Source organism: Xanthomonas prunicola, assembly GCF_002846205.1.
Taxonomy (GTDB): domain Bacteria; phylum Pseudomonadota; class Gammaproteobacteria; order Xanthomonadales; family Xanthomonadaceae; genus Xanthomonas; species Xanthomonas prunicola.
In genome coordinates this window covers 46,603-62,731 of record NZ_PHKV01000002.1, presented here as the reverse complement: position 1 = coordinate 62,731, position 16,129 = coordinate 46,603, and the positions used below count along the sequence as shown (strand labels likewise).

General features: G+C 64.5%; 15 protein-coding genes and 1 other RNA gene. 5 read left to right on the top strand and 11 right to left on the bottom strand.

The window, feature by feature from the left end; genetic code table 11:
* Positions 1-250 precede the first annotated feature (250 nt).
* A complete protein-coding gene (locus XpruCFBP8353_RS06795) occupies positions 251-1,990 on the bottom strand; it encodes a glutamine--tRNA ligase/YqeY domain fusion protein (protein WP_101362562.1) in 1,740 nt (579 codons plus the stop codon).
* 420 nt (positions 1,991-2,410) lie between these two features.
* Between XpruCFBP8353_RS06795 and XpruCFBP8353_RS06790 the strand changes: the two genes are divergently transcribed.
* A complete protein-coding gene (locus XpruCFBP8353_RS06790; RefSeq protein WP_101362561.1) occupies positions 2,411-3,052 on the top strand; it encodes a glutathione S-transferase family protein in 642 nt (213 codons plus the stop codon).
* Between the two features lie 2 nt (positions 3,053-3,054).
* Positions 3,055-3,285 carry a putative signal transducing protein gene (locus tag XpruCFBP8353_RS06785; RefSeq protein WP_010367414.1) on the top strand — a complete coding sequence of 77 codons (231 nt, stop codon included), beginning with the start codon at positions 3,055-3,057 and terminating at the stop codon, positions 3,283-3,285.
* Between the two features lie 35 nt (positions 3,286-3,320).
* Here the strand turns inward: XpruCFBP8353_RS06785 and XpruCFBP8353_RS06780 are convergent, their stop codons facing one another.
* Genes XpruCFBP8353_RS06780 through XpruCFBP8353_RS06770 form a run of 3 tightly spaced genes read right to left on the bottom strand, consistent with a single transcriptional unit; the run spans position 3,321 to position 6,396 of the window.
* Complete coding sequence (locus XpruCFBP8353_RS06780; RefSeq protein WP_101362560.1) at positions 3,321-3,785, bottom strand: response regulator; 465 nt, start codon at positions 3,783-3,785, stop codon at positions 3,321-3,323.
* Entirely contained in the window at positions 3,782-5,692 is a 1,911-nt protein-coding gene (locus XpruCFBP8353_RS06775) for an ATP-binding protein (RefSeq protein ID WP_101362559.1), read from the bottom strand. The genes XpruCFBP8353_RS06780 and XpruCFBP8353_RS06775 overlap by 4 nt, the downstream gene beginning before the upstream one ends.
* Positions 5,689-6,396 carry a helix-turn-helix transcriptional regulator gene (locus XpruCFBP8353_RS06770; RefSeq protein ID WP_101362558.1) on the bottom strand — a complete coding sequence of 236 codons (708 nt, stop codon included), beginning with the start codon at positions 6,394-6,396 and terminating at the stop codon, positions 5,689-5,691. The genes XpruCFBP8353_RS06775 and XpruCFBP8353_RS06770 overlap by 4 nt, the downstream gene beginning before the upstream one ends.
* 123 nt (positions 6,397-6,519) lie before the next feature.
* Here XpruCFBP8353_RS06770 and XpruCFBP8353_RS06765 point away from each other — a divergent pair, with 123 nt between their 5' ends.
* Together XpruCFBP8353_RS06765 and msrA are read left to right on the top strand one after the other, a co-directional pair.
* On the top strand, positions 6,520-7,035 hold the full coding sequence (locus XpruCFBP8353_RS06765) for an SgcJ/EcaC family oxidoreductase (RefSeq protein WP_101362557.1): 516 nt from the start codon (positions 6,520-6,522) through the stop codon (positions 7,033-7,035).
* A gap of 95 nt (positions 7,036-7,130) precedes the next feature.
* Entirely contained in the window at positions 7,131-7,781 is a 651-nt protein-coding gene (gene msrA, locus XpruCFBP8353_RS06760; protein ID WP_101362556.1) for a peptide-methionine (S)-S-oxide reductase MsrA, read from the top strand.
* 419 nt (positions 7,782-8,200) lie between these two features.
* Here the strand turns inward: msrA and XpruCFBP8353_RS06755 are convergent, their stop codons facing one another.
* The 7 genes from XpruCFBP8353_RS06755 to ahpC all read right to left on the bottom strand — a co-directional run bounded on the left by XpruCFBP8353_RS06755 (position 8,201) and on the right by ahpC (position 14,601).
* Entirely contained in the window at positions 8,201-8,770 is a 570-nt protein-coding gene (locus XpruCFBP8353_RS06755; RefSeq protein ID WP_101362555.1) for a type 1 glutamine amidotransferase family protein, read from the bottom strand.
* 424 nt (positions 8,771-9,194) lie between these two features.
* The gene (gene tal, locus XpruCFBP8353_RS06750; protein ID WP_101362554.1) at positions 9,195-10,163 is read right to left on the bottom strand and encodes a transaldolase; all 969 of its coding nucleotides are present in this window, start codon (positions 10,161-10,163) and stop codon (positions 9,195-9,197) included.
* 62 nt (positions 10,164-10,225) lie between these two features.
* Positions 10,226-10,657, bottom strand: a complete 432-nt coding sequence (rnk, locus tag XpruCFBP8353_RS06745) for a nucleoside diphosphate kinase regulator (RefSeq protein WP_101363059.1) — start codon at positions 10,655-10,657, stop codon at positions 10,226-10,228.
* A gap of 426 nt (positions 10,658-11,083) precedes the next feature.
* Positions 11,084-11,160: non-coding RNA, sX9 sRNA (locus XpruCFBP8353_RS06740), on the bottom strand.
* A 61-nt stretch (positions 11,161-11,221) separates the two neighbouring features.
* The gene (locus XpruCFBP8353_RS06735; protein WP_101362553.1) at positions 11,222-12,163 is read right to left on the bottom strand and encodes a LysR substrate-binding domain-containing protein; all 942 of its coding nucleotides are present in this window, start codon (positions 12,161-12,163) and stop codon (positions 11,222-11,224) included.
* Between the two features lie 91 nt (positions 12,164-12,254).
* Complete coding sequence (gene ahpF / locus XpruCFBP8353_RS06730; RefSeq protein WP_101362552.1) at positions 12,255-13,847, bottom strand: alkyl hydroperoxide reductase subunit F; 1,593 nt, start codon at positions 13,845-13,847, stop codon at positions 12,255-12,257.
* Between the two features lie 190 nt (positions 13,848-14,037).
* Entirely contained in the window at positions 14,038-14,601 is a 564-nt protein-coding gene (gene ahpC / locus XpruCFBP8353_RS06725; protein ID WP_010381556.1) for an alkyl hydroperoxide reductase subunit C, read from the bottom strand.
* A gap of 201 nt (positions 14,602-14,802) precedes the next feature.
* On the opposite strand from ahpC, the gene prmC reads away from it, so the two are divergent.
* Positions 14,803-15,648 (top strand): peptide chain release factor N(5)-glutamine methyltransferase, encoded by an 846-nt coding sequence (prmC, locus tag XpruCFBP8353_RS06720; protein WP_101362551.1) that lies wholly within the window; start codon positions 14,803-14,805, stop codon positions 15,646-15,648.
* Positions 15,649-16,129 lie beyond the last annotated feature (481 nt).

Below are 16,129 nucleotides of genomic sequence, written 5' to 3'. Positions count from 1 at the left end.
GCGGCCAGAGTGCTGCGGGCATCGATTGCGTCGATGGATCAATGTGACGCCATCGCAGCGCATGCGCGACCAACGTGTCGTGATTGCCTGGGTGGATCAACGGCGCGGCGAGTCGTTGCTCCGCGTCGGCGCTGAGGCCGGGGAACGCGTGCGATAAGACGCAGATGCCGCTACCGCAGCCGCACAGTTGCCGCGGCCGCGGTAGCAGTGACGCCCTGCTTGCAAGGGCGTCGCTGTCCTTGCTTGCCGGTTACTTGGCCCAGGTGTCGCGCAGGGTCACGCTGCGATTGAACACCGGTGTGGCCGCGCTATGGTCGCGGCGGTCGGCCACGAAGTAGCCGGTGCGTTCGAACTGGAATGGCTGCTCGGGCGCTGCCAACGCTGCGCTAGGCTCCACATAGCCGCGCACGTTGCGCTTGGACTCGGGATTGAGATAGTCGCGGTAGGTTTTGCCTTCGGATTCGTCGTCGGGCTTTTCCACCGAAAACAGGCGGTCGTAGAGGCGGATTTCCGCTTCCACCGCATGCGCAGCGCTGACCCAATGGATGGTGCCCTTGACCTTGCGGTTGGCGCCCTCCATGCCTGGCCGCGATTCCGGATCCAGCCAGCCGCGCAATTCGACGATCTCACCCGCTTCGTTCTTGATCACCTCATCCACGCGCGCAATGCCCGCGCCGCGCAGACGGATTTCGCCGCCCGGCACCAACCGCTTCCAGCCCTTGGGCGGAACCTCGGCAAAGTCCTCGCGCTCGATCCACAGCGCGCGCGCGAACGGCACCTCACGCGTGCCGAAGCTTTCATCCTTGGGATGATTGGAAAACTGCAGTGTCTCGGTATGGCCTTCCGGCAGATTGGTCAGCACCAGCTTGAGCGGGTCGATCACCGCCATGCGCCGCGCCGCTGCTGCGTCCAGATCTTCGCGCAAGCACCCTTCCAGCACCGAGAAATCGATCAGCGAGTTCTGCTTGCTGATGCCCACACGGTCCACAAACAGGCGCATCGCCGCCGGCGTATAGCCGCGCCGGCGCAGGCCCTGCAGCGTGTACATGCGCGGGTCGTCCCAGCCGTCCACCAGCTGTTCTTCCACCAGCGCGGTGAGCTTGCGCTTGCTCATCACCGTGTAGTTGATGTTCAGGCGCGAGAACTCGATCTGGCGCGGCTTGGCGGCCTCGCGCGGCAGGCCCTTGTCCAGCAGCGGCTGCAGCAGCTCCGGATGCCCGGCCAGGTCCACCTTGTCCACGCACCAGTCGTAGAGCGGGCGGTGGTCTTCGAATTCCAGCGTGCACAGCGAATGGGTGATGCCTTCCACTGCATCGCCCAGCGAATGCGCGAAGTCGTACATCGGGTAGATCGGCCACGCATTGCCGGTGTTCTGATGCTCCACATGCTTGATGCGGTACAGCGCCGGGTCGCGCAGGTTGATGTTGCCGCTGGCCATGTCGATCTTGGCGCGCAGCGTGCGCGCACCATCGGGAAATTCGCCGGCACGCATGCGGCCGAACAGGTCGAGGTTTTCCTCGACGCTGCGCTCGCGGAATGGCGAATTGCGGCCGGGCTCGGTCAGCGTGCCGCGGTATTCGCGCACCTGTTCTGCGGAAAGGTCGCACACGAAGGCGTGGCCATCGCGAATCAGCTTCTGCGCGGCCAAGTAATACACCTCGAAATAATCCGAGGCGTGGCGCAGCTGCGCCCAGTCATAGCCCAGCCAGCGCACGTCGTCCTGAATGGCGGTGACGAATTCGGGGTCTTCCTTGGCCGGGTTGGTGTCGTCCAGGCGCAGGTTGCACAGCCCGCCGAACTCGGCGGCCAACCCGAAATCCAGGCAAATCGCCTTGGCATGGCCGATGTGCAGGTAGCCGTTGGGCTCGGGCGGGAAGCGGGTGCGGATAACCGTGTGCTTGCCGCTGGCCAGATCCTCGCGGACGATCTGGCGGATGAAGTCTTTCTTCTCCGCCGGGGCGGTGGCGTCGGTGGCTAGGGTCTCGGACATGCGCGCATCAGCAATAGGTAAACCGCAAGTTTAGGCGGTGGCACCGGTTAGGGGTAGGCGCGGGCGCTGCGTGGTGGGGTTTGGCCCGCGATTCGGGCGTGGCCGGCGTGCCGGGTAGCCTCCTGCAGCCCATGCGTGCCATGGTTGGCGCTGTTGTGCGGCCTGCCTTGGCGCATGCCGCCAAGGGGCACGCGACGCGGCCGACGCACCTGGCATGCCGGTGCGGCCGCCGCGGCCATGCCATGGCAAACGCTGCGCGTGGCTTCTCTCGCGTCCTGCCTGAGGTCGTTTGCGTCTGCTGCCCCGCAAGCGCTGCCTCGATGGGGGCTGCAAGGTAGGGCGTGCCGTGCGGCAGGCCATGGCTGGCGGTCATCGGGCGCGACGCGTACGCTGCGCCGACCCTCTTGGAGCGCACAGCCCATGCCACTGCCCCGCCTGGTGATCGGCGACAAGACCCTGTCCTCCTGGTCGCTGCGGCCGTGGCTGCTGTTGCGGCATTTCCAGGTGCCGTTCGAGGAAATCGCGCTGCCGCTCGCTACACCCGAATACGAGGCACGCATTGCCGGGTATTCGCCAACCCGCCAGGTGCCGGTGCTGTGGCACGACGCGCTGCATGTGTGGGATTCGCTGGCGATCTGCGAGTACATCAATGAGCGTTGGCTGGACGGTCGCGGCTGGCCGGCCGACCTGGCTATGCGTGCGCAAGCGCGCGCTGCCTCGGCAGAAATGCATTCGGGCTTTGCCGCCTTGCGCAGCCAGCTGCCGATGAATCTGGCCCGCGCGCCGGGCCCCGCGCAGGTGGATGCGGCCGCCGAGCGCGACATCACGCGCGTCCAGGCACTGTGGGCCAGCCTGCGCGCCGAACACGGCCACGCCGGGCCGTTCCTGTGTGGCGAGTTCGGCATCGTCGATGCGATGTTCGCGCCGGTAGCGCTACGTTTTTCCAGCTACGGCGTGCCGCTGTTTGAAGCCGCCGGCGATTATCTGGCAGCGCTGGATGCATTGCCGGCGTTACGCGACTGGCGCAACGGCGCAGAGCGCGAACGTGCGGAGCGTGGCTGAAGATGCAGATCGCCTACCGCGCCAGTCACATCATCGATGCGCATCTGGCCAAGCACGCGCTGGAAGATGCCGGCATCACGGCGTTCGTCTTCGGCGAATCGCTGCTGGGCGGCGCCGGCGAGCTCCCTGCTTTCGGCGTGCTGCAGGTTTGCGTGGCCGATGTGCATTTGAGCCAGGCCCAGGCAGTGCTGGCGGAGATCGGCCTGTGCGGGCAGGTCACGCGGGCGGTGTGAGATGTTGAATGGTCGCGTCGCATCCGCTCTCCAACTCAACGCTGCTGACGCCATCCCGGCGGCGCTGCATCCGGGGCTGCCAATGCGCGCAGACGCTTGAACAACACGGTGGTCTCGGCCACGTTCCAGACCCGCAAGGCGACCTCGAAAGTGTCCAGCGGCTTGGTCAAGAAGTCCTTGGCACCCAGGCCCAGGGCACGGTGGCGCGCGCTGCGGCTGGGGTCGGCGGTCAGCACGATCACGGGCAGAAACTGGCCGGGGTCCGATAGCCGTGCGAGCTGTTCCAGCAACGCGAAGCCGTCCAGCTCCGGCATCTTCAGGTCCAGCAGAATCAGGTCCGGCGCAAACGCCGACACCAGCCCCATCACCCGCAACGGATCGGTGGTGGCGATCACTTGCTGGAATCCTTCGCGCTGCAGCAGGTCCTCGAGCAGCCGTACGTTGGCCGGCTCGTCGTCGACGATGAGGATGCGGGAAGCGAGGATTTCGTCGCGTGTCATGCCAGCAACCTGTCGATCACGGTGAAGAATTCCGCCACATCAAGCGGTTTGGTCAGATAGGCGCGCACGCCCTGGTTACCGACGCGCGCAAGCGTGGCGGTCGTGGCATCGGCGCTGATCACCACCACCGGGATGGCCGCCATCGCCGGCTGCCCCTGCAATTCGCGCAATAGCTCTTCGCCGTTGCCATCGCTTAGATGCAGATCCAGCAAGATCAGATCCGGTACGCCGTGCTGCAACAGCTTCCGCGCCTGTGCCAGGCTCTCCGCTTCAAGCAGTTGCCATTGCGGGCGACGCTCGGTGAGCGTGCGGATCAATGCCTGGTTGGAGGGGTTGTCTTCGATGCTCAGCACGCGGCAAATGCCGCTGCCACTGACGCTAGGCGGCAGCAGGGGGCGGGCCGGTTCGCTGCGCTGCGGTTCACCTTGCGGCAGCGAGATCCAGAAGCGCGCACCCTCGTGGGTGCTGTCCACGCCGATGTGCCCACCCATGGCCTCGATCAGGCGCTTGCTCAGTGCCAACCCAAGACCGGTGCCTTCTACTGCAGAGCGCTCGGCGCCCAGCCGCTCGAACGGTGTAAACAAGCGTTCGATCTGCGCCGGCGTCAGCCCTGCGCCCTGGTCGGCCACCGTGATGCGCACGTGTTCGCCTTCGGTATGCGCGCTCACCTGCACCTGCCCGCCGGTACGATTGAACTTGACCGCGTTCGACAACAGATTGAGCAGCACCTGGCGCAGCCGCTGCGCATCGGCGCGCACCGTCCACGGCCCGTCGATCGATGCGGGTTGCAACGCGATGCCATGCTTGTCTGCATCCGGTGCGATCAGGCCCAAGGCTTCATGCACGGCCGTGCGGACCGAGATCGGTTCCGGGCTCAAATCCAGCTGATCGGCTTCGATGCGTGCGATGTCCAGCAACTCGGTGATCAACCCGAGCAAATGCCTACCTGCACCGAGAATATGCTGCAGATGCCGGCGATGGCCTGGCTCGGGCAGATCCATTTCCAGCACCTGCGCATACCCCAGAATCGCATTGAGTGGGGTGCGCAACTCATGGCTGCTACGCGACAGGAATTCGGTTTTTGCGCGATTGGCGGTCTCCGCTTCGCGCCGCGCCAGTTGCGCTTCGGCTGCGCGTGCGGCCAGCAGTTCGCTGGCCTGGGCCAGGCGCTGGCCAACCTGTCCCAGCTCATCGCCGGCACGCGGTTGCGCTGCCAGCGGCAGGCCTTCGCCCAGGCGGTCGGCATTGGCGGCCAGCGTGCGCAGGCGTCCGGACAATGCCGAGGCGAACCACGCCACCGCAAACACCGCGCCCAGGCCGCCGAGCATCGCTGCGCTCAAGGTGATGATGAGGTTGCGCTGACGCAGGCCTTGCGCCTTGGCGGTGCGCACCTGCAACTGCGCGGTTTCGTAATTGCGCAACTCGCGCAGTTCGGCACGCAGAATGTCGAGCTTGTACTTGCCGTCCCACAGCTGCCGGATCTCTTCTTCGCGGCTCAGATCCGGGGCCAGCAATCGGCGCCAACCCTGCATTTTTTCCGCGAAAAGTGGCTTGATACGCGCAAAGCGCTGCGCTTGGCTGGGGTCGGTAATGCGTTGCGACAGACGGTCGACCACGCCTTGCAGGCGTGGCTCGGCATCGCGATACGGGGTGAGGAATTCATCGCGCCGCACCAGCCGGTAACCGCGCACGCCGGCCGCGGTTTCGGCCAATAACGCGTGCGCTTCGTAGAGATCGCTGAGCACTTCCAGGGTCTGCCGCACGTCGTTTTCGGCAGCGATGTTTTGCCGCTCCACGCTGTAGATCGCCATCAATGCCACGGCCAGCAACAGCAACGGCAGTGTGACAACTGCCAGGCTCTTGCGGGTGATCGGCCAATCGTTCCAACGCACCGCCAATGCATTCATAGCGCAAGTCCGGATTGGACCGCGTAGACCGCGGCCTGGGTGCGATCTTTTACCTCAAGTTTCTGCAGGATTCGCTCCACGTGCACTTTCACCGTGCCGGGAGCAATCCCCAGTTCAGCTGCCAGGCTCGCGTTGGTGAGTCCGCGCGGGAGCAGTGACAACACCTGTTTTTCGCGCTTGCTCAGCGCGCCCAGACGATCGTCGTGCACCGGTTTGCGCCGCCGCGTGGGGATCGGTTTAGCCGGTTCGGCCACCATCGCCGGCAGCAGTAGCGCGAATGCCTGCAGCGCCTGTACATCATCGTTGCCGGGTGCCTGGCGGCCCTCGGTCCAGGCCACGCAAAGCATGCCGTGGGTGGTGCCTAGCGCATGGATCGGCACCCTGGCTTCGCCAATGTCTGAAGGACGTGGCGGCATCAACCAGGCCGCTTCGTGGCCGTCGCCAGCGGCGCTGGCCCCGGGCGGTAAGGCGCGGCCACGGCTGGCCAGCACGTGCGCGCGCGGGCCGCGCTGCGCCAGCACCGCGCCGTGTTCCAGGCCCAGCAACAGCAGCGCCCTCCCAAGGACGGCATCGCAGGCCTGCTCGGGGCTCTGCGCCTGGCGCAGTGTGACGGCGGCTTCCCAAAGCGCTTGCCAACGTGCGCTGTCGGAGGCTTCGCGGCGTAGGGCTAGCCGCCAATCACCAGCATTGGTGGGGGTTTCCATGATGTTGCTCTAGGCCGATCAGCGTATTTGAGTATATGCCACTCGGCAGAATTTTTGGGGCTGCTTGATTTCGATACTGAGCCTGCCCGATGAGGCACCCCCATCAATCACACGGAGATACCCATGCGTCGCACCCTTTTCTCTCTGGTTCTGGCTCTGGCTGCCACCCCGGCGCTGGCTGGCGGCGTGATGCACTACACCGACAAGGCCAAGCTGCCGGCCGGCGGCGAAGAGCGCGAAGTCGCTGCGCTGTTCGATACCTGGAACGCGGCGCTGGCCACCGGCAACCCGCACAAGGTGGCCGATCTGTACGCCCCGGACGGCGTGTTGCTGCCGACCGTCTCCAACGAAGTACGCGCCTCGCGCGAGCAGATCGAAAATTACTTCGAAATGTTCCTGACCAAGAAGCCGCAGGGCGTGGTCAATTACCGCACCGTGCGGGTGCTCGATGAGGACAGCGCAGTGGATGCCGGTGTGTACACCTTCACGCTGACCGACAAGCAAGGCAAGAAGAGCAACGTGCAGGCCCGCTACACCTTCGTGTACGAAAAGCGCGACGGCAAGTGGCTGATCATCAACCACCACAGCTCGGCGATGCCGGAAGTGGATACGCGCGCGGCAGTCGCCAAGACCAAGTAATGCGGGGCAGGCGACATGCGCTGGCCGGGTAGGCTTGAAAGCGGCTCCGGCCGGCGCCATCCAGCAGGCAATCCTTACGATTGCGGAGTTGCACCATGCTGGGAATCGGCGCCTTCAAACAACGTATGCCACGTCCGGGCGAGGCATTGCCCGGGCGCGAGCAAGCGCTGCCGCTGCACAACACCCACCTGATCAACGGTCATCCGTTGCGTGGTGAGTTCACGGGCCTGGCCCGGGTGCAATTCGGGCTCGGCTGCTTCTGGGGCGCGGAACGCAAGTTCTGGAACGTCCCAGGGGTGTACACCACAGCAGTGGGTTACGCCGGCGGGCAGACGCCGAACGCGACTTACTCGGAAGTGTGTTCCGGGCAAACCGGTCACACCGAAGCGGTGCTGGTGGTGTTCGACGAACAAACAGTGTCGTTCGAACAATTGCTGCGCACCTTCTGGGAAAGTCACGACCCGACCCAGGGTATGCAGCAGGGTAACGACGTCGGTACGCAATATCGCTCGGCGATTTACTGCACCACACAGGCGCAGTACGACGCCGCGCTTGCCAGCCGCGATACGTATCAGCAACAGCTGACAGCAGCCGGGTATGGCGCAATCACCACGGAGATCCTCTTCCCGGCGCCCGCGTTCTACTACGCCGAAGACGATCACCAGCAATATCTCGCCAAGCATCCCAATGGCTATTGCGGGCTTGGCGGCACGGGAGTGAGCTGCCCGATCGGGCTGGATGCCTGACGGAAAGGCGGGCCGGATTGAAGCGCTGTCGTCCACATGATCGTGGCAGCGCGCCGATGGCCAACAGTGACCGGCAGCGTTATCACGATCAGGCAGCGCATGGGAGTGCATGCCGGGCAACTTGAATGGCCACGTCGGAGACGACGTGGTCATCTTTTTGCGCCGCGTCCGCCAGGCATGCTTGCGATGGCGGGGTGTGTCTATGAAGCGAATCGGTTTGGTGAAGCTGCGCAGCGATCCACATGAGCCAGTCGCCACGGCAAGTGATGCAGACAACCGTTCAATGCATCCCCGCCGCTGCTCGGTGCGCGATCGACAGCACGAGAGAGTTGCTGCGGCGCGCGTGCAGGAACCGGTTTGGTGAATCATTGCAGCGAGCCAATGCCGTGCATCAGCTATACCGGCCTGAATCGGTTGGATTAAACAAATTCCCCGGCGAACATGCCGCGCAGTTGGGCAAGCGTATCAGTGCGCTCCGGATGCAATTGCCGCATGCAAGCCAGCGAAAAGCCCACCGGGCTGGTGCCAGGTGCGGTGATGACGCCATCGGCGCTGACAACTTTTTCGTGGCGATAGTGCGCCGCGCCCGCGTACGGCACCACGTGCTCCTGCAGGAATGCCAGCGCGTTGCTGGTGTGCGCGCGCTCATCGAGCAGGCCTGCATAGGCGAAGGCGAGGGTGGCGCCGCAGATCGCGGCGACCGGGCGCTGCTGCTGCACGCGCTCGGCCAGCAGACCGCTCAGCCCAGGGATCTCGCCGGCCTGCCAGCGCTCGCTGCCGGGCAGGATCCACAGGTCGGCCTCAAGCGGCGCCAGATCCGAGAGGGCAAATTCCGGGGTGATGCGCAGGCCACCGATGGACTGCACCGGCTGTCCATCGATGCTGGCGATCGCGACCTCGTCGCCGAACCACTCGCGTGCCGCCGGCAGCACCACGCCGATTTCCCAATCGGCCACGCCGTCGACCATCACCACTGCAATGTTTGCCATTGTCGGTTACGCCAGTTGAGGGAACCCGGATTCTAGGCAGTGCGCGTGCGCCGGGTGTAAGCGATATGTGGAGAGAGGTATTGCTGCAGACGCCGGTCGGTCCTGGGCCGGTGCTCGGCACAGTCGCCAGCATGCTGGGCCCTGTGGTCGCCTGTCTATGTGCGTGGCAGGTGCGGATGTGGCACTCGCTGCAAGTGGCGGTACAGATCTAGGTGCAGGCAGCGATGCGCCAGCAGGTACCGCTATCGATACGTTTCGATGCGGGTGGGCGAGGCATCGCGCGCTGCTGCCGCCGTGGACCTTTCGGCGTGTCTGCCAATACCTGGATCCGGCCGTCAATCTCACGAAAACCAGACCCCAGAAACGACAACGCCCACAGCCAGAAGGCTGCGGGCGTCGATGTGGCAGAACAACGTTGCTGCGATCAGCCGGCGAGCTTGTCGGCGATGGTCTTGCGCAGGGCCTGTAGATCCTTGGCGAACGTGTCGATGCCGCCGGCCAGCTTTTCGGTGGCCATCGGGTCGGCGGCCAGGCCAGAAGCGAAGCTATCGCTGTCGATCGGGGTGATCTGCGCGTTGTCGGCGTCGGCCGGCGAGAGCTTGCGCGGCAACTCGCCGTGTTCGGCGTCGAGCTTTTCCAGCAGATCCGGCGAGATGGTCAGGCGGTCGCAGCCGGCCAGCGCTTCGATCTGCGCGGTGGAGCGGAACGAGGCGCCCATCACCACGGTGGACGAGCCACGCCGCTTGAATTCGTTGTAGACGGTGCGCACGAACACCACGCCCGGATCTTCGTCGATGCTGGCCGGGGTCTGCCCCTGGGCGACGTAGTAATCCAGGATGCGGCCCACGAACGGGGAAATCAGGAACACGCCGGCTTCTGCGCAGGCCAGTGCCTGGGAGCGATTGAAGATCAGCGTGAGGTTGCAGTCGATGCCTTCGCGCTGCAGCTGACGGGCGGCTTCGATGCCTTCCCAGGTCGCGGCAATCTTGATCAGGATCTTGTCCTTGGACACGCCACGCTCGGCGTACATCGCGATGAACTTGCGCGCCTTGGCGATGGTGGCCTGCGTGTCGTGGGCCAGGTCGGCGTCCACCTCGGTGGAGACGCGGCCCGGCACCAGTTCGGCCAGCTTGACGCCCACGCCGATGGTCAGGCGGTCGGCGACCTCGTGGATGGTGGCGGTGCGATCGTCGCCGCCGTGCTCGCGGCCCCAGGCCAGTTCGCGTTCGATCAGATCGGCATAGACCGGCAGGTCCAGCGCCTTTTTGACCAGTGTGGGATTGGTGGTGCAGTCGACCGGCTTCAGTCGCTTGATGGCATCGTAATCGCCGGTGTCGGCAACGACGACAGACAGGTCGCGCAGTTGGGCAAGCTTGGAGGGGGATGCGGTCATGCGGGTTCTCTCGAATCGTGGAACGGGTCGTGGATAGGACGCAGCGCGCTACGTTAGCGCGCTTAGCGCGGGAAGTCGCCCGCAGCTGCAGGTTGATCGTGCACGGCAGTCACGCGCAGGCGCAGGTCGCGTCCGTCGGGCGTGCGCCAATCAATGCTCTGACCGACCGACAGGCCAAGCAGCGCACTGCCGACCGGCGCAAGCACCGAGATGCGGCCGTGCTGCACATCGGCCTCGTGCGGATACACGAGGGTGAGCGTATGCCGTTCGCCATGCAGTTCGTCTTCGCATTCGATGCGTGAGTGCATGGTGACAACATCGCCAGGAATTTGGTCGGGCGGCAGCACGCGGGCGCGGCCCAGTTCATCGCTCAGCGCAGTGGCGGCGGGGTGCTTGTTGAAGGTCGGCGAATCGAGCAATGCCTCAAGCCGGGCAAGGTCGTGGCTGGATACCAGAATGGATGGCGGCAAGCCGCTGTTGTGTTGCGAAGTCATGGCAGTCTCCTGACGAATACGGCTTGCCAAGACGGCAAGCAGCATCGGCAAGATGAGGGCGCCATGGGCAGATCGCAATGCGGGGCCGCGTACCCGACTGCCTAGCTTCGAGCGAGGCACTGGAGCGCTAGGCCAGGCTCCCAGTAGTGCGGCGATCTCATGAGGATCCTGCTTCGATCAGAACAGAACGGTGACGTAGAAGAACGTCGCGCATGCGAGCGCAACGCTTGCCGTGTGCGCTGATTGCTCACCTGTCTCAAGCGAGCTTTACCACACGGCTGTTGTACGTTGTGTCCCGTAAACACCAGACAAACAAAAGGCGACACTCTCGCGTCGCCTTCGTACAACACTGGCAGTCCTCGCACCAAGCGCCCGCAACCCTGGTGCAACGCATCCCGACTCTCAAAATTCCAAATCCCTAAGAGCGGCTAACAAAATGTAGCGCGCAGTCGTCAGGTGGGCGTGGACGGCGCGCTCAGGACCGCAGTGTCCGCGTGGTACATGCCGATTCCGAGCACCGGCCGCGCCCGCCTGGCGGTGAGCGCAGTCGTTCTGTTGGCTGCTCTAAGCGGCAACCGCCTTCGGTCCCGCTGCAGGCTGATCCAGCGTGAACAGGCTATCGGGCAGTTCCTTGAACAGCTGCGATAGCTGCTCCAGAAAAGCGGTCATCGCCGAGCTACGCCGCCAGGCCATCGCAATACGGCGGCTGGGCTGCTTGTCTTCGCGGAAGCGGATCAGGCGGATATTGTCCGAGCGTGCGACCGGCGGCTTGACCGCGAGCAGGGGCAACAACGTCACGCCGACATTGGCAGCCACCATCTGACGCAGGGTTTCCAGGCTGGTGGCCTGAAATTCGGATTTTTCCAGCGCGCCGGCCAGATGGCAGACATCCAGTGCCTGGTCGCGCAAGCAGTGGCCATCTTCCAGCAGCAACAGACGCTGCTCGGACAGATCGTCCAGGGTCATGCTGTCGTGGCGCGCCAATGGGTGGCCTTCCGGCACTGCCAGCACGAAGGGCTCTTCGAACAGAAATTCGGCATGCAGTTGGTCGTCCTGCAATGGCAGGGCAAGCAGCGCAGCATCCAGGCGGCCCTCGCGTAACTGGTGCATCAACTGGTCGCTTTTCTCTTCGATCAGCAACAGTTCCAGGCGCGGAAAACGCTCACGGATGCGCGGCACCACATGCGGCAACAGGTATGGCGCCAACGTGGGAAAGATGCCCAGACGCACGGTGCCCGCTTCCGGGTCCTGGCTGCGGCGTGCGGCTTCCTTCATCTGTTCTACTTCGGCCACGATGCTACGCGCACGCACGGCGGCTTCGCGGCCGGCCGGGGTCAGCATGACCTTGCGCGGCGCGCGCTCCACCAGCGATACGCCGAGCTCGTCTTCGAGTTTCTTGATCTGGGTAGACAGTGTTGGCTGGCTCACGAAACACGCCGTCGCGGCGCGTCCGAAGTGCTTGTGGTCGGCCAGGGCTACCAGATATTTCAGGTCACGCAGGTTCATATGCAGCAGCCTTCATTGCGGTGACGGGGAACGACTGGAGCGTGCTGCGAGCTTAGCGCCCGGGCTGGCCGGGTGTTAAGCAGGCGCTCGCTCATGCGGCCTGGGCCACGTTATCGGCAGTGGCAGGTGCGCTGGAGCGGATCAGATGATCGAATGCGCTCAAGGCCGCCTTGGAACCTTCACCCATCGCGATCACGATCTGCTTGTACGGCACCGTGGTGGCGTCGCCAGCGGCGAACACGCCCGGCACATCGGTCTGGCCGCGGTCGTCGACGATGATCTCGCCGCGCGGCGACAGCGCTACCGTGCCACGCAGGAACTCGGTGTTCGGCAGCAGGCCGATCTGGACGAAGACACCCTCCAGATCGATGTGCTGGATGTCGCCGCCGGTACGGTCCTTGTAAACCAGGCCGGTCACCTTCTGCCCGTCGCCGAGCACTTCGGTGGTTTGTGCGCTGGTGATGATGCGCACGTTGTGCAGGCTGCGCAGCTTGCGTTGCAGCACTTCATCGGCGCGCAGCTTGTCGTCGAATTCCACCAGCGTGACATGCGCCACGATGCCGGCCAGATCGATCGCCGCTTCCACGCCGGAGTTGCCGCCACCGATCACTGCCACGCGCTTGCCCTTGAACAGCGGGCCGTCGCAATGCGGGCAATACGCAACACCCTTGTTCTTGTACTGGTCTTCGCCGGGCACATTCATTTGCCTCCAGCGCGCACCGGTGGACAGAATCACGGTCTTGCTCTTGAGCGAGGCGCCATTGGCCAGCTTGATTTCGATCAGGCCATCGGCGCCGGCTGGAATCAGCTGCTCGGCGCGCTGCAGGTTCATGATGTCCACCTCGTACTGGCGCACGTGCTGCTCAAGCGCGGCGGCCATCTTCGGGCCTTCGGTTTCCTGCACGGAGATGAAGTTTTCGATCGACATGGTGTCCAGCACCTGGCCACCGAAACGCTCGGCCGCCACGCCGGTGCGGATGCCCTTGCGCGCGGCATACACCGCTGCTGCAGCACCAGCCGGGCCGCCGCCAACCACCAGCACGTCGAACGCCTCTTTCGCGGCGATTTTCGCAGCGTCGCGCTTGGACGCGTTGGTGTCGAGCTTGGCGACGATCTGCTCCAGCGTCATGCGGCCTTGGTCGAACAGCTCGCCGTTCAAATACACGGTGGGCACTGACATGATCTGGCGGGTTTCCACTTCGTCCTGGAACCACGCACCGTCGATGGCCACGTGCTTGATGCGCGGGTTGAGCACGGCGGCAAGATTCAGCGCCTGCACCACGTCCGGGCAGTTCTGGCACGACAGCGAGAAATAGGTTTCGAACTGGTAATCGCCATCCAGGTGCTGCACCTGCTCGATCAGTTCGGCAGCCGCCTTGGACGGGTGGCCGCCCACCTGCAGCAGCGCCAGCACCAGCGAGGTGAATTCATGGCCCATCGGCAGCCCGGCAAAGCGCAACGAGATGTCCTGCCCCGGCGTGGTCAGCGCGAACGAGGGCTTGCGCTGGTTGTCGTCGCGGTGGATGTCCAGGCTGATCTTGTCCGAGAGCAGCACCAACTCTTCCAGCAGGTCGAGCATTTCGCGCGAACCAGGGCTTTCGTCGATCGATGCGTTGATTTGAATCGGCCGCGTCACCCGTTCCAGGTAGGCGGTCAGCTGGGTCTTGAGATTGGCATCCAACATGGAAAACTCCTGGGAATGGGCAAGGGGAGGGCGTGGCGTCGCTGCGCAAACGCAGGTCGCCGGGGAGGAAGGAGGTGAACCGCAGCCGGCGCGATGTCGGTAATGCGTGCTGGCGATGGCTGGCGTGCAGCCCTGCACCGGCTCCGGTTCACCCCCGGCCCGATGAACCGGGCCGGGGATGCGCGGCAGCTTAGATCTTGCCGACCAGGTCCAGCGACGGAGCCAGGGTCTTGGCGCCTTCCTTCCACTTGGCCGGGCAGACCTGGCCAGGATTGTTGGCCACGAACTGTGCCGCCGTCAGCTTGCGCAGCGTCTCGGTGACGTCGCGGGCAATGGAGTTGTCGTGGATTTCCAGGGTCTTGATCACGCCTTCCGGATTGATGATGAAGGTGCCGCGCAGGGCCAGGCCTTCTTCTTCGATATGCACGCCGAAGGCGCGGGTCAGCTTGTGGGCCGGGTCGCCGATCAACGGGAACTTCGCCTTGCCCACGGCCGGGGAGGTTTCGTGCCACACCTTGTGCGAGAAGTGCGTGTCCGTGGTGACGATGTACACCTCGGCGCCAGCCTTCTGGAAGGCAGCATAGTTGTCGGCGGCGTCTTCCACTTCGGTCGGGCAGTTGAAGGTGAATGCGGCCGGCATGAAGATCAGCACGGACCACTTGCCCTTCAGGCTGGCCTCGGTGACTTCGATGAAGTTGCCATTGTGGTACGCATTCGCCTTGAACGGCTGAACCTGGGTGTTGATGAGAGACATTGCGTTTCCTCGTGCGGTGAAAGGGGGCGGGGGATGGAACAGACGCCATAGTAGGCAGGAGCGATAGATTCCTCAAATCGATTGATGGAATTATATAGATAGGCTGGAGCTATCGATTCTTCAGGCGGAATCTAGTGCAACCGTGGCGTACGCCATCGTCGATAATGGCCAGCCGATGTTGCGCATGAGTGAACAGTCCGTATGTCCGACGATCTCGCTGCCATTCCAGCCGATCAGGTGCTGCGGCGCGCCGCCGAACGGATCGAGCGCTGCGATGCCGAGGCGCTGCTGCTGCATGCGCTGGGGCGTGATCGCGCCTGGTTGTTCATGCACGGGCGCGATGCGGTGCCTCTATCGGTCGCGCAGGCTTTCGAGGCGTTGGTGCAGCGCCGCGAGGCCGGCGAGCCGGTCGCCTACCTGACCGGCTCGCGCGGATTCTGGACGCTGGACCTGGCCGTCTCGCCGGCCACGCTGATCCCGCGCGCTGACACTGAGCTGCTGGTGGAGCTGGCGCTAGAGCGCTTGGACACCTCGCCGGGCCGTCGAGCCGCCGATCTGGGCACCGGCAGCGGTGCGATTGCGCTGGCCATCGCCAGCGAACGTCCGCAGTCGCAGCTGATCGCCACCGATGCCAGCGCAGCGGCGCTGGGGATGGCGCGTCGCAACGCGGATCGCCACAGCTTGCCCAATGTCGATTTCCGGCTGGGCAACTGGTTCGCGCCATTGGCGGGGGAGGCCTTCGACTTAATTGCCAGCAACCCGCCGTATATCGCCGCGCACGACCCGCATCTACAGCAGGGCGATCTGCGCTATGAACCGGGTAGTGCGCTGGCCTCCGGCAGCGACGGGCTGGACGATATCCGCCTGATCGTGGCCGATGCGCCTGTGCATCTGCTACCGGGCGGCTGGTTGCTGCTGGAACATGGCTGGGACCAGGGGGCTGCAGTGCGGACATTGCTTGCCACAGCCGGTTTCGACACGGTAGCGACCTACCAGGACCTGGAGCAGCGCGACCGGGTCACGCTGGGGCGCAAACCGCTGGCCTAGTTTTGTGGAGGCCAGTGTATGGCGCACCTGTCAGGGTGCCTGACAGGCATGTCCCGTGGTGTTCATCTCGGCCGCTTTCGAGAGCGCGCCTGAGGTATCGCTTTTCCTGCTGCGTTGCAGGAATACGGTGCCAACCGCGATTAGCGACCTAGCGTGCATGGGAATGACCATCACCGGCGCTGATTTCGCCGCCACCACAGCACTGGCTTTGCGGATGTCGAAGAGTAGTATCGCCAGCGTAGCTTGGAGGCCTGAATAACAAGGCAGGATGCGCGTGATGAACCCTGAAAAGACCGAGAGCCGCGACACCTCCTACCGTGCACGCGCAGCGCGCGATGCGCAGATCTTGCGCGGGATGGTGAGTAGCGATGCCCACCTCGACACCAGGCTGGGCAGGTTGCCGCATGACGAGTTTCCACTAACGCCCACGCGCGGATCGCTACTGCCGCTCCCACCCGTACGCCCTGCCGCAACCCCTGCG

What these genes read in the sequence shown, in the direction of transcription:
- XpruCFBP8353_RS06775 (WP_101362559.1), bottom strand. Translation starts at nt 5,692, where the DNA reads ATGAATGCATTGGCGGTGCGTTGGAACGATTGGCCGATCACCCGCAAG.
- XpruCFBP8353_RS06785 (WP_010367414.1), top strand. Translation starts at nt 3,055, where the DNA reads ATGCAGATCGCCTACCGCGCCAGTCACATCATCGATGCGCATCTGGCC.
- ahpF (WP_101362552.1), bottom strand. Translation starts at nt 13,847, where the DNA reads ATGTTGGATGCCAATCTCAAGACCCAGCTGACCGCCTACCTGGAACGG.
- XpruCFBP8353_RS06770 (WP_101362558.1), bottom strand. Translation starts at nt 6,396, where the DNA reads ATGGAAACCCCCACCAATGCTGGTGATTGGCGGCTAGCCCTACGCCGC.
- XpruCFBP8353_RS06795 (WP_101362562.1), bottom strand. Translation starts at nt 1,990, where the DNA reads ATGTCCGAGACCCTAGCCACCGACGCCACCGCCCCGGCGGAGAAGAAA.
- msrA (WP_101362556.1), top strand. Translation starts at nt 7,131, where the DNA reads ATGCTGGGAATCGGCGCCTTCAAACAACGTATGCCACGTCCGGGCGAG.
- XpruCFBP8353_RS06790 (WP_101362561.1), top strand. Translation starts at nt 2,411, where the DNA reads ATGCCACTGCCCCGCCTGGTGATCGGCGACAAGACCCTGTCCTCCTGG.
- ahpC (WP_010381556.1), bottom strand. Translation starts at nt 14,601, where the DNA reads ATGTCTCTCATCAACACCCAGGTTCAGCCGTTCAAGGCGAATGCGTAC.
- XpruCFBP8353_RS06780 (WP_101362560.1), bottom strand. Translation starts at nt 3,785, where the DNA reads ATGACACGCGACGAAATCCTCGCTTCCCGCATCCTCATCGTCGACGAC.
- XpruCFBP8353_RS06755 (WP_101362555.1), bottom strand. Translation starts at nt 8,770, where the DNA reads ATGGCAAACATTGCAGTGGTGATGGTCGACGGCGTGGCCGATTGGGAA.
- XpruCFBP8353_RS06765 (WP_101362557.1), top strand. Translation starts at nt 6,520, where the DNA reads ATGCGTCGCACCCTTTTCTCTCTGGTTCTGGCTCTGGCTGCCACCCCG.
- rnk (WP_101363059.1), bottom strand. Translation starts at nt 10,657, where the DNA reads ATGACTTCGCAACACAACAGCGGCTTGCCGCCATCCATTCTGGTATCC.
- tal (WP_101362554.1), bottom strand. Translation starts at nt 10,163, where the DNA reads ATGACCGCATCCCCCTCCAAGCTTGCCCAACTGCGCGACCTGTCTGTC.
- XpruCFBP8353_RS06735 (WP_101362553.1), bottom strand. Translation starts at nt 12,163, where the DNA reads ATGAACCTGCGTGACCTGAAATATCTGGTAGCCCTGGCCGACCACAAG.
- prmC (WP_101362551.1), top strand. Translation starts at nt 14,803, where the DNA reads ATGTCCGACGATCTCGCTGCCATTCCAGCCGATCAGGTGCTGCGGCGC.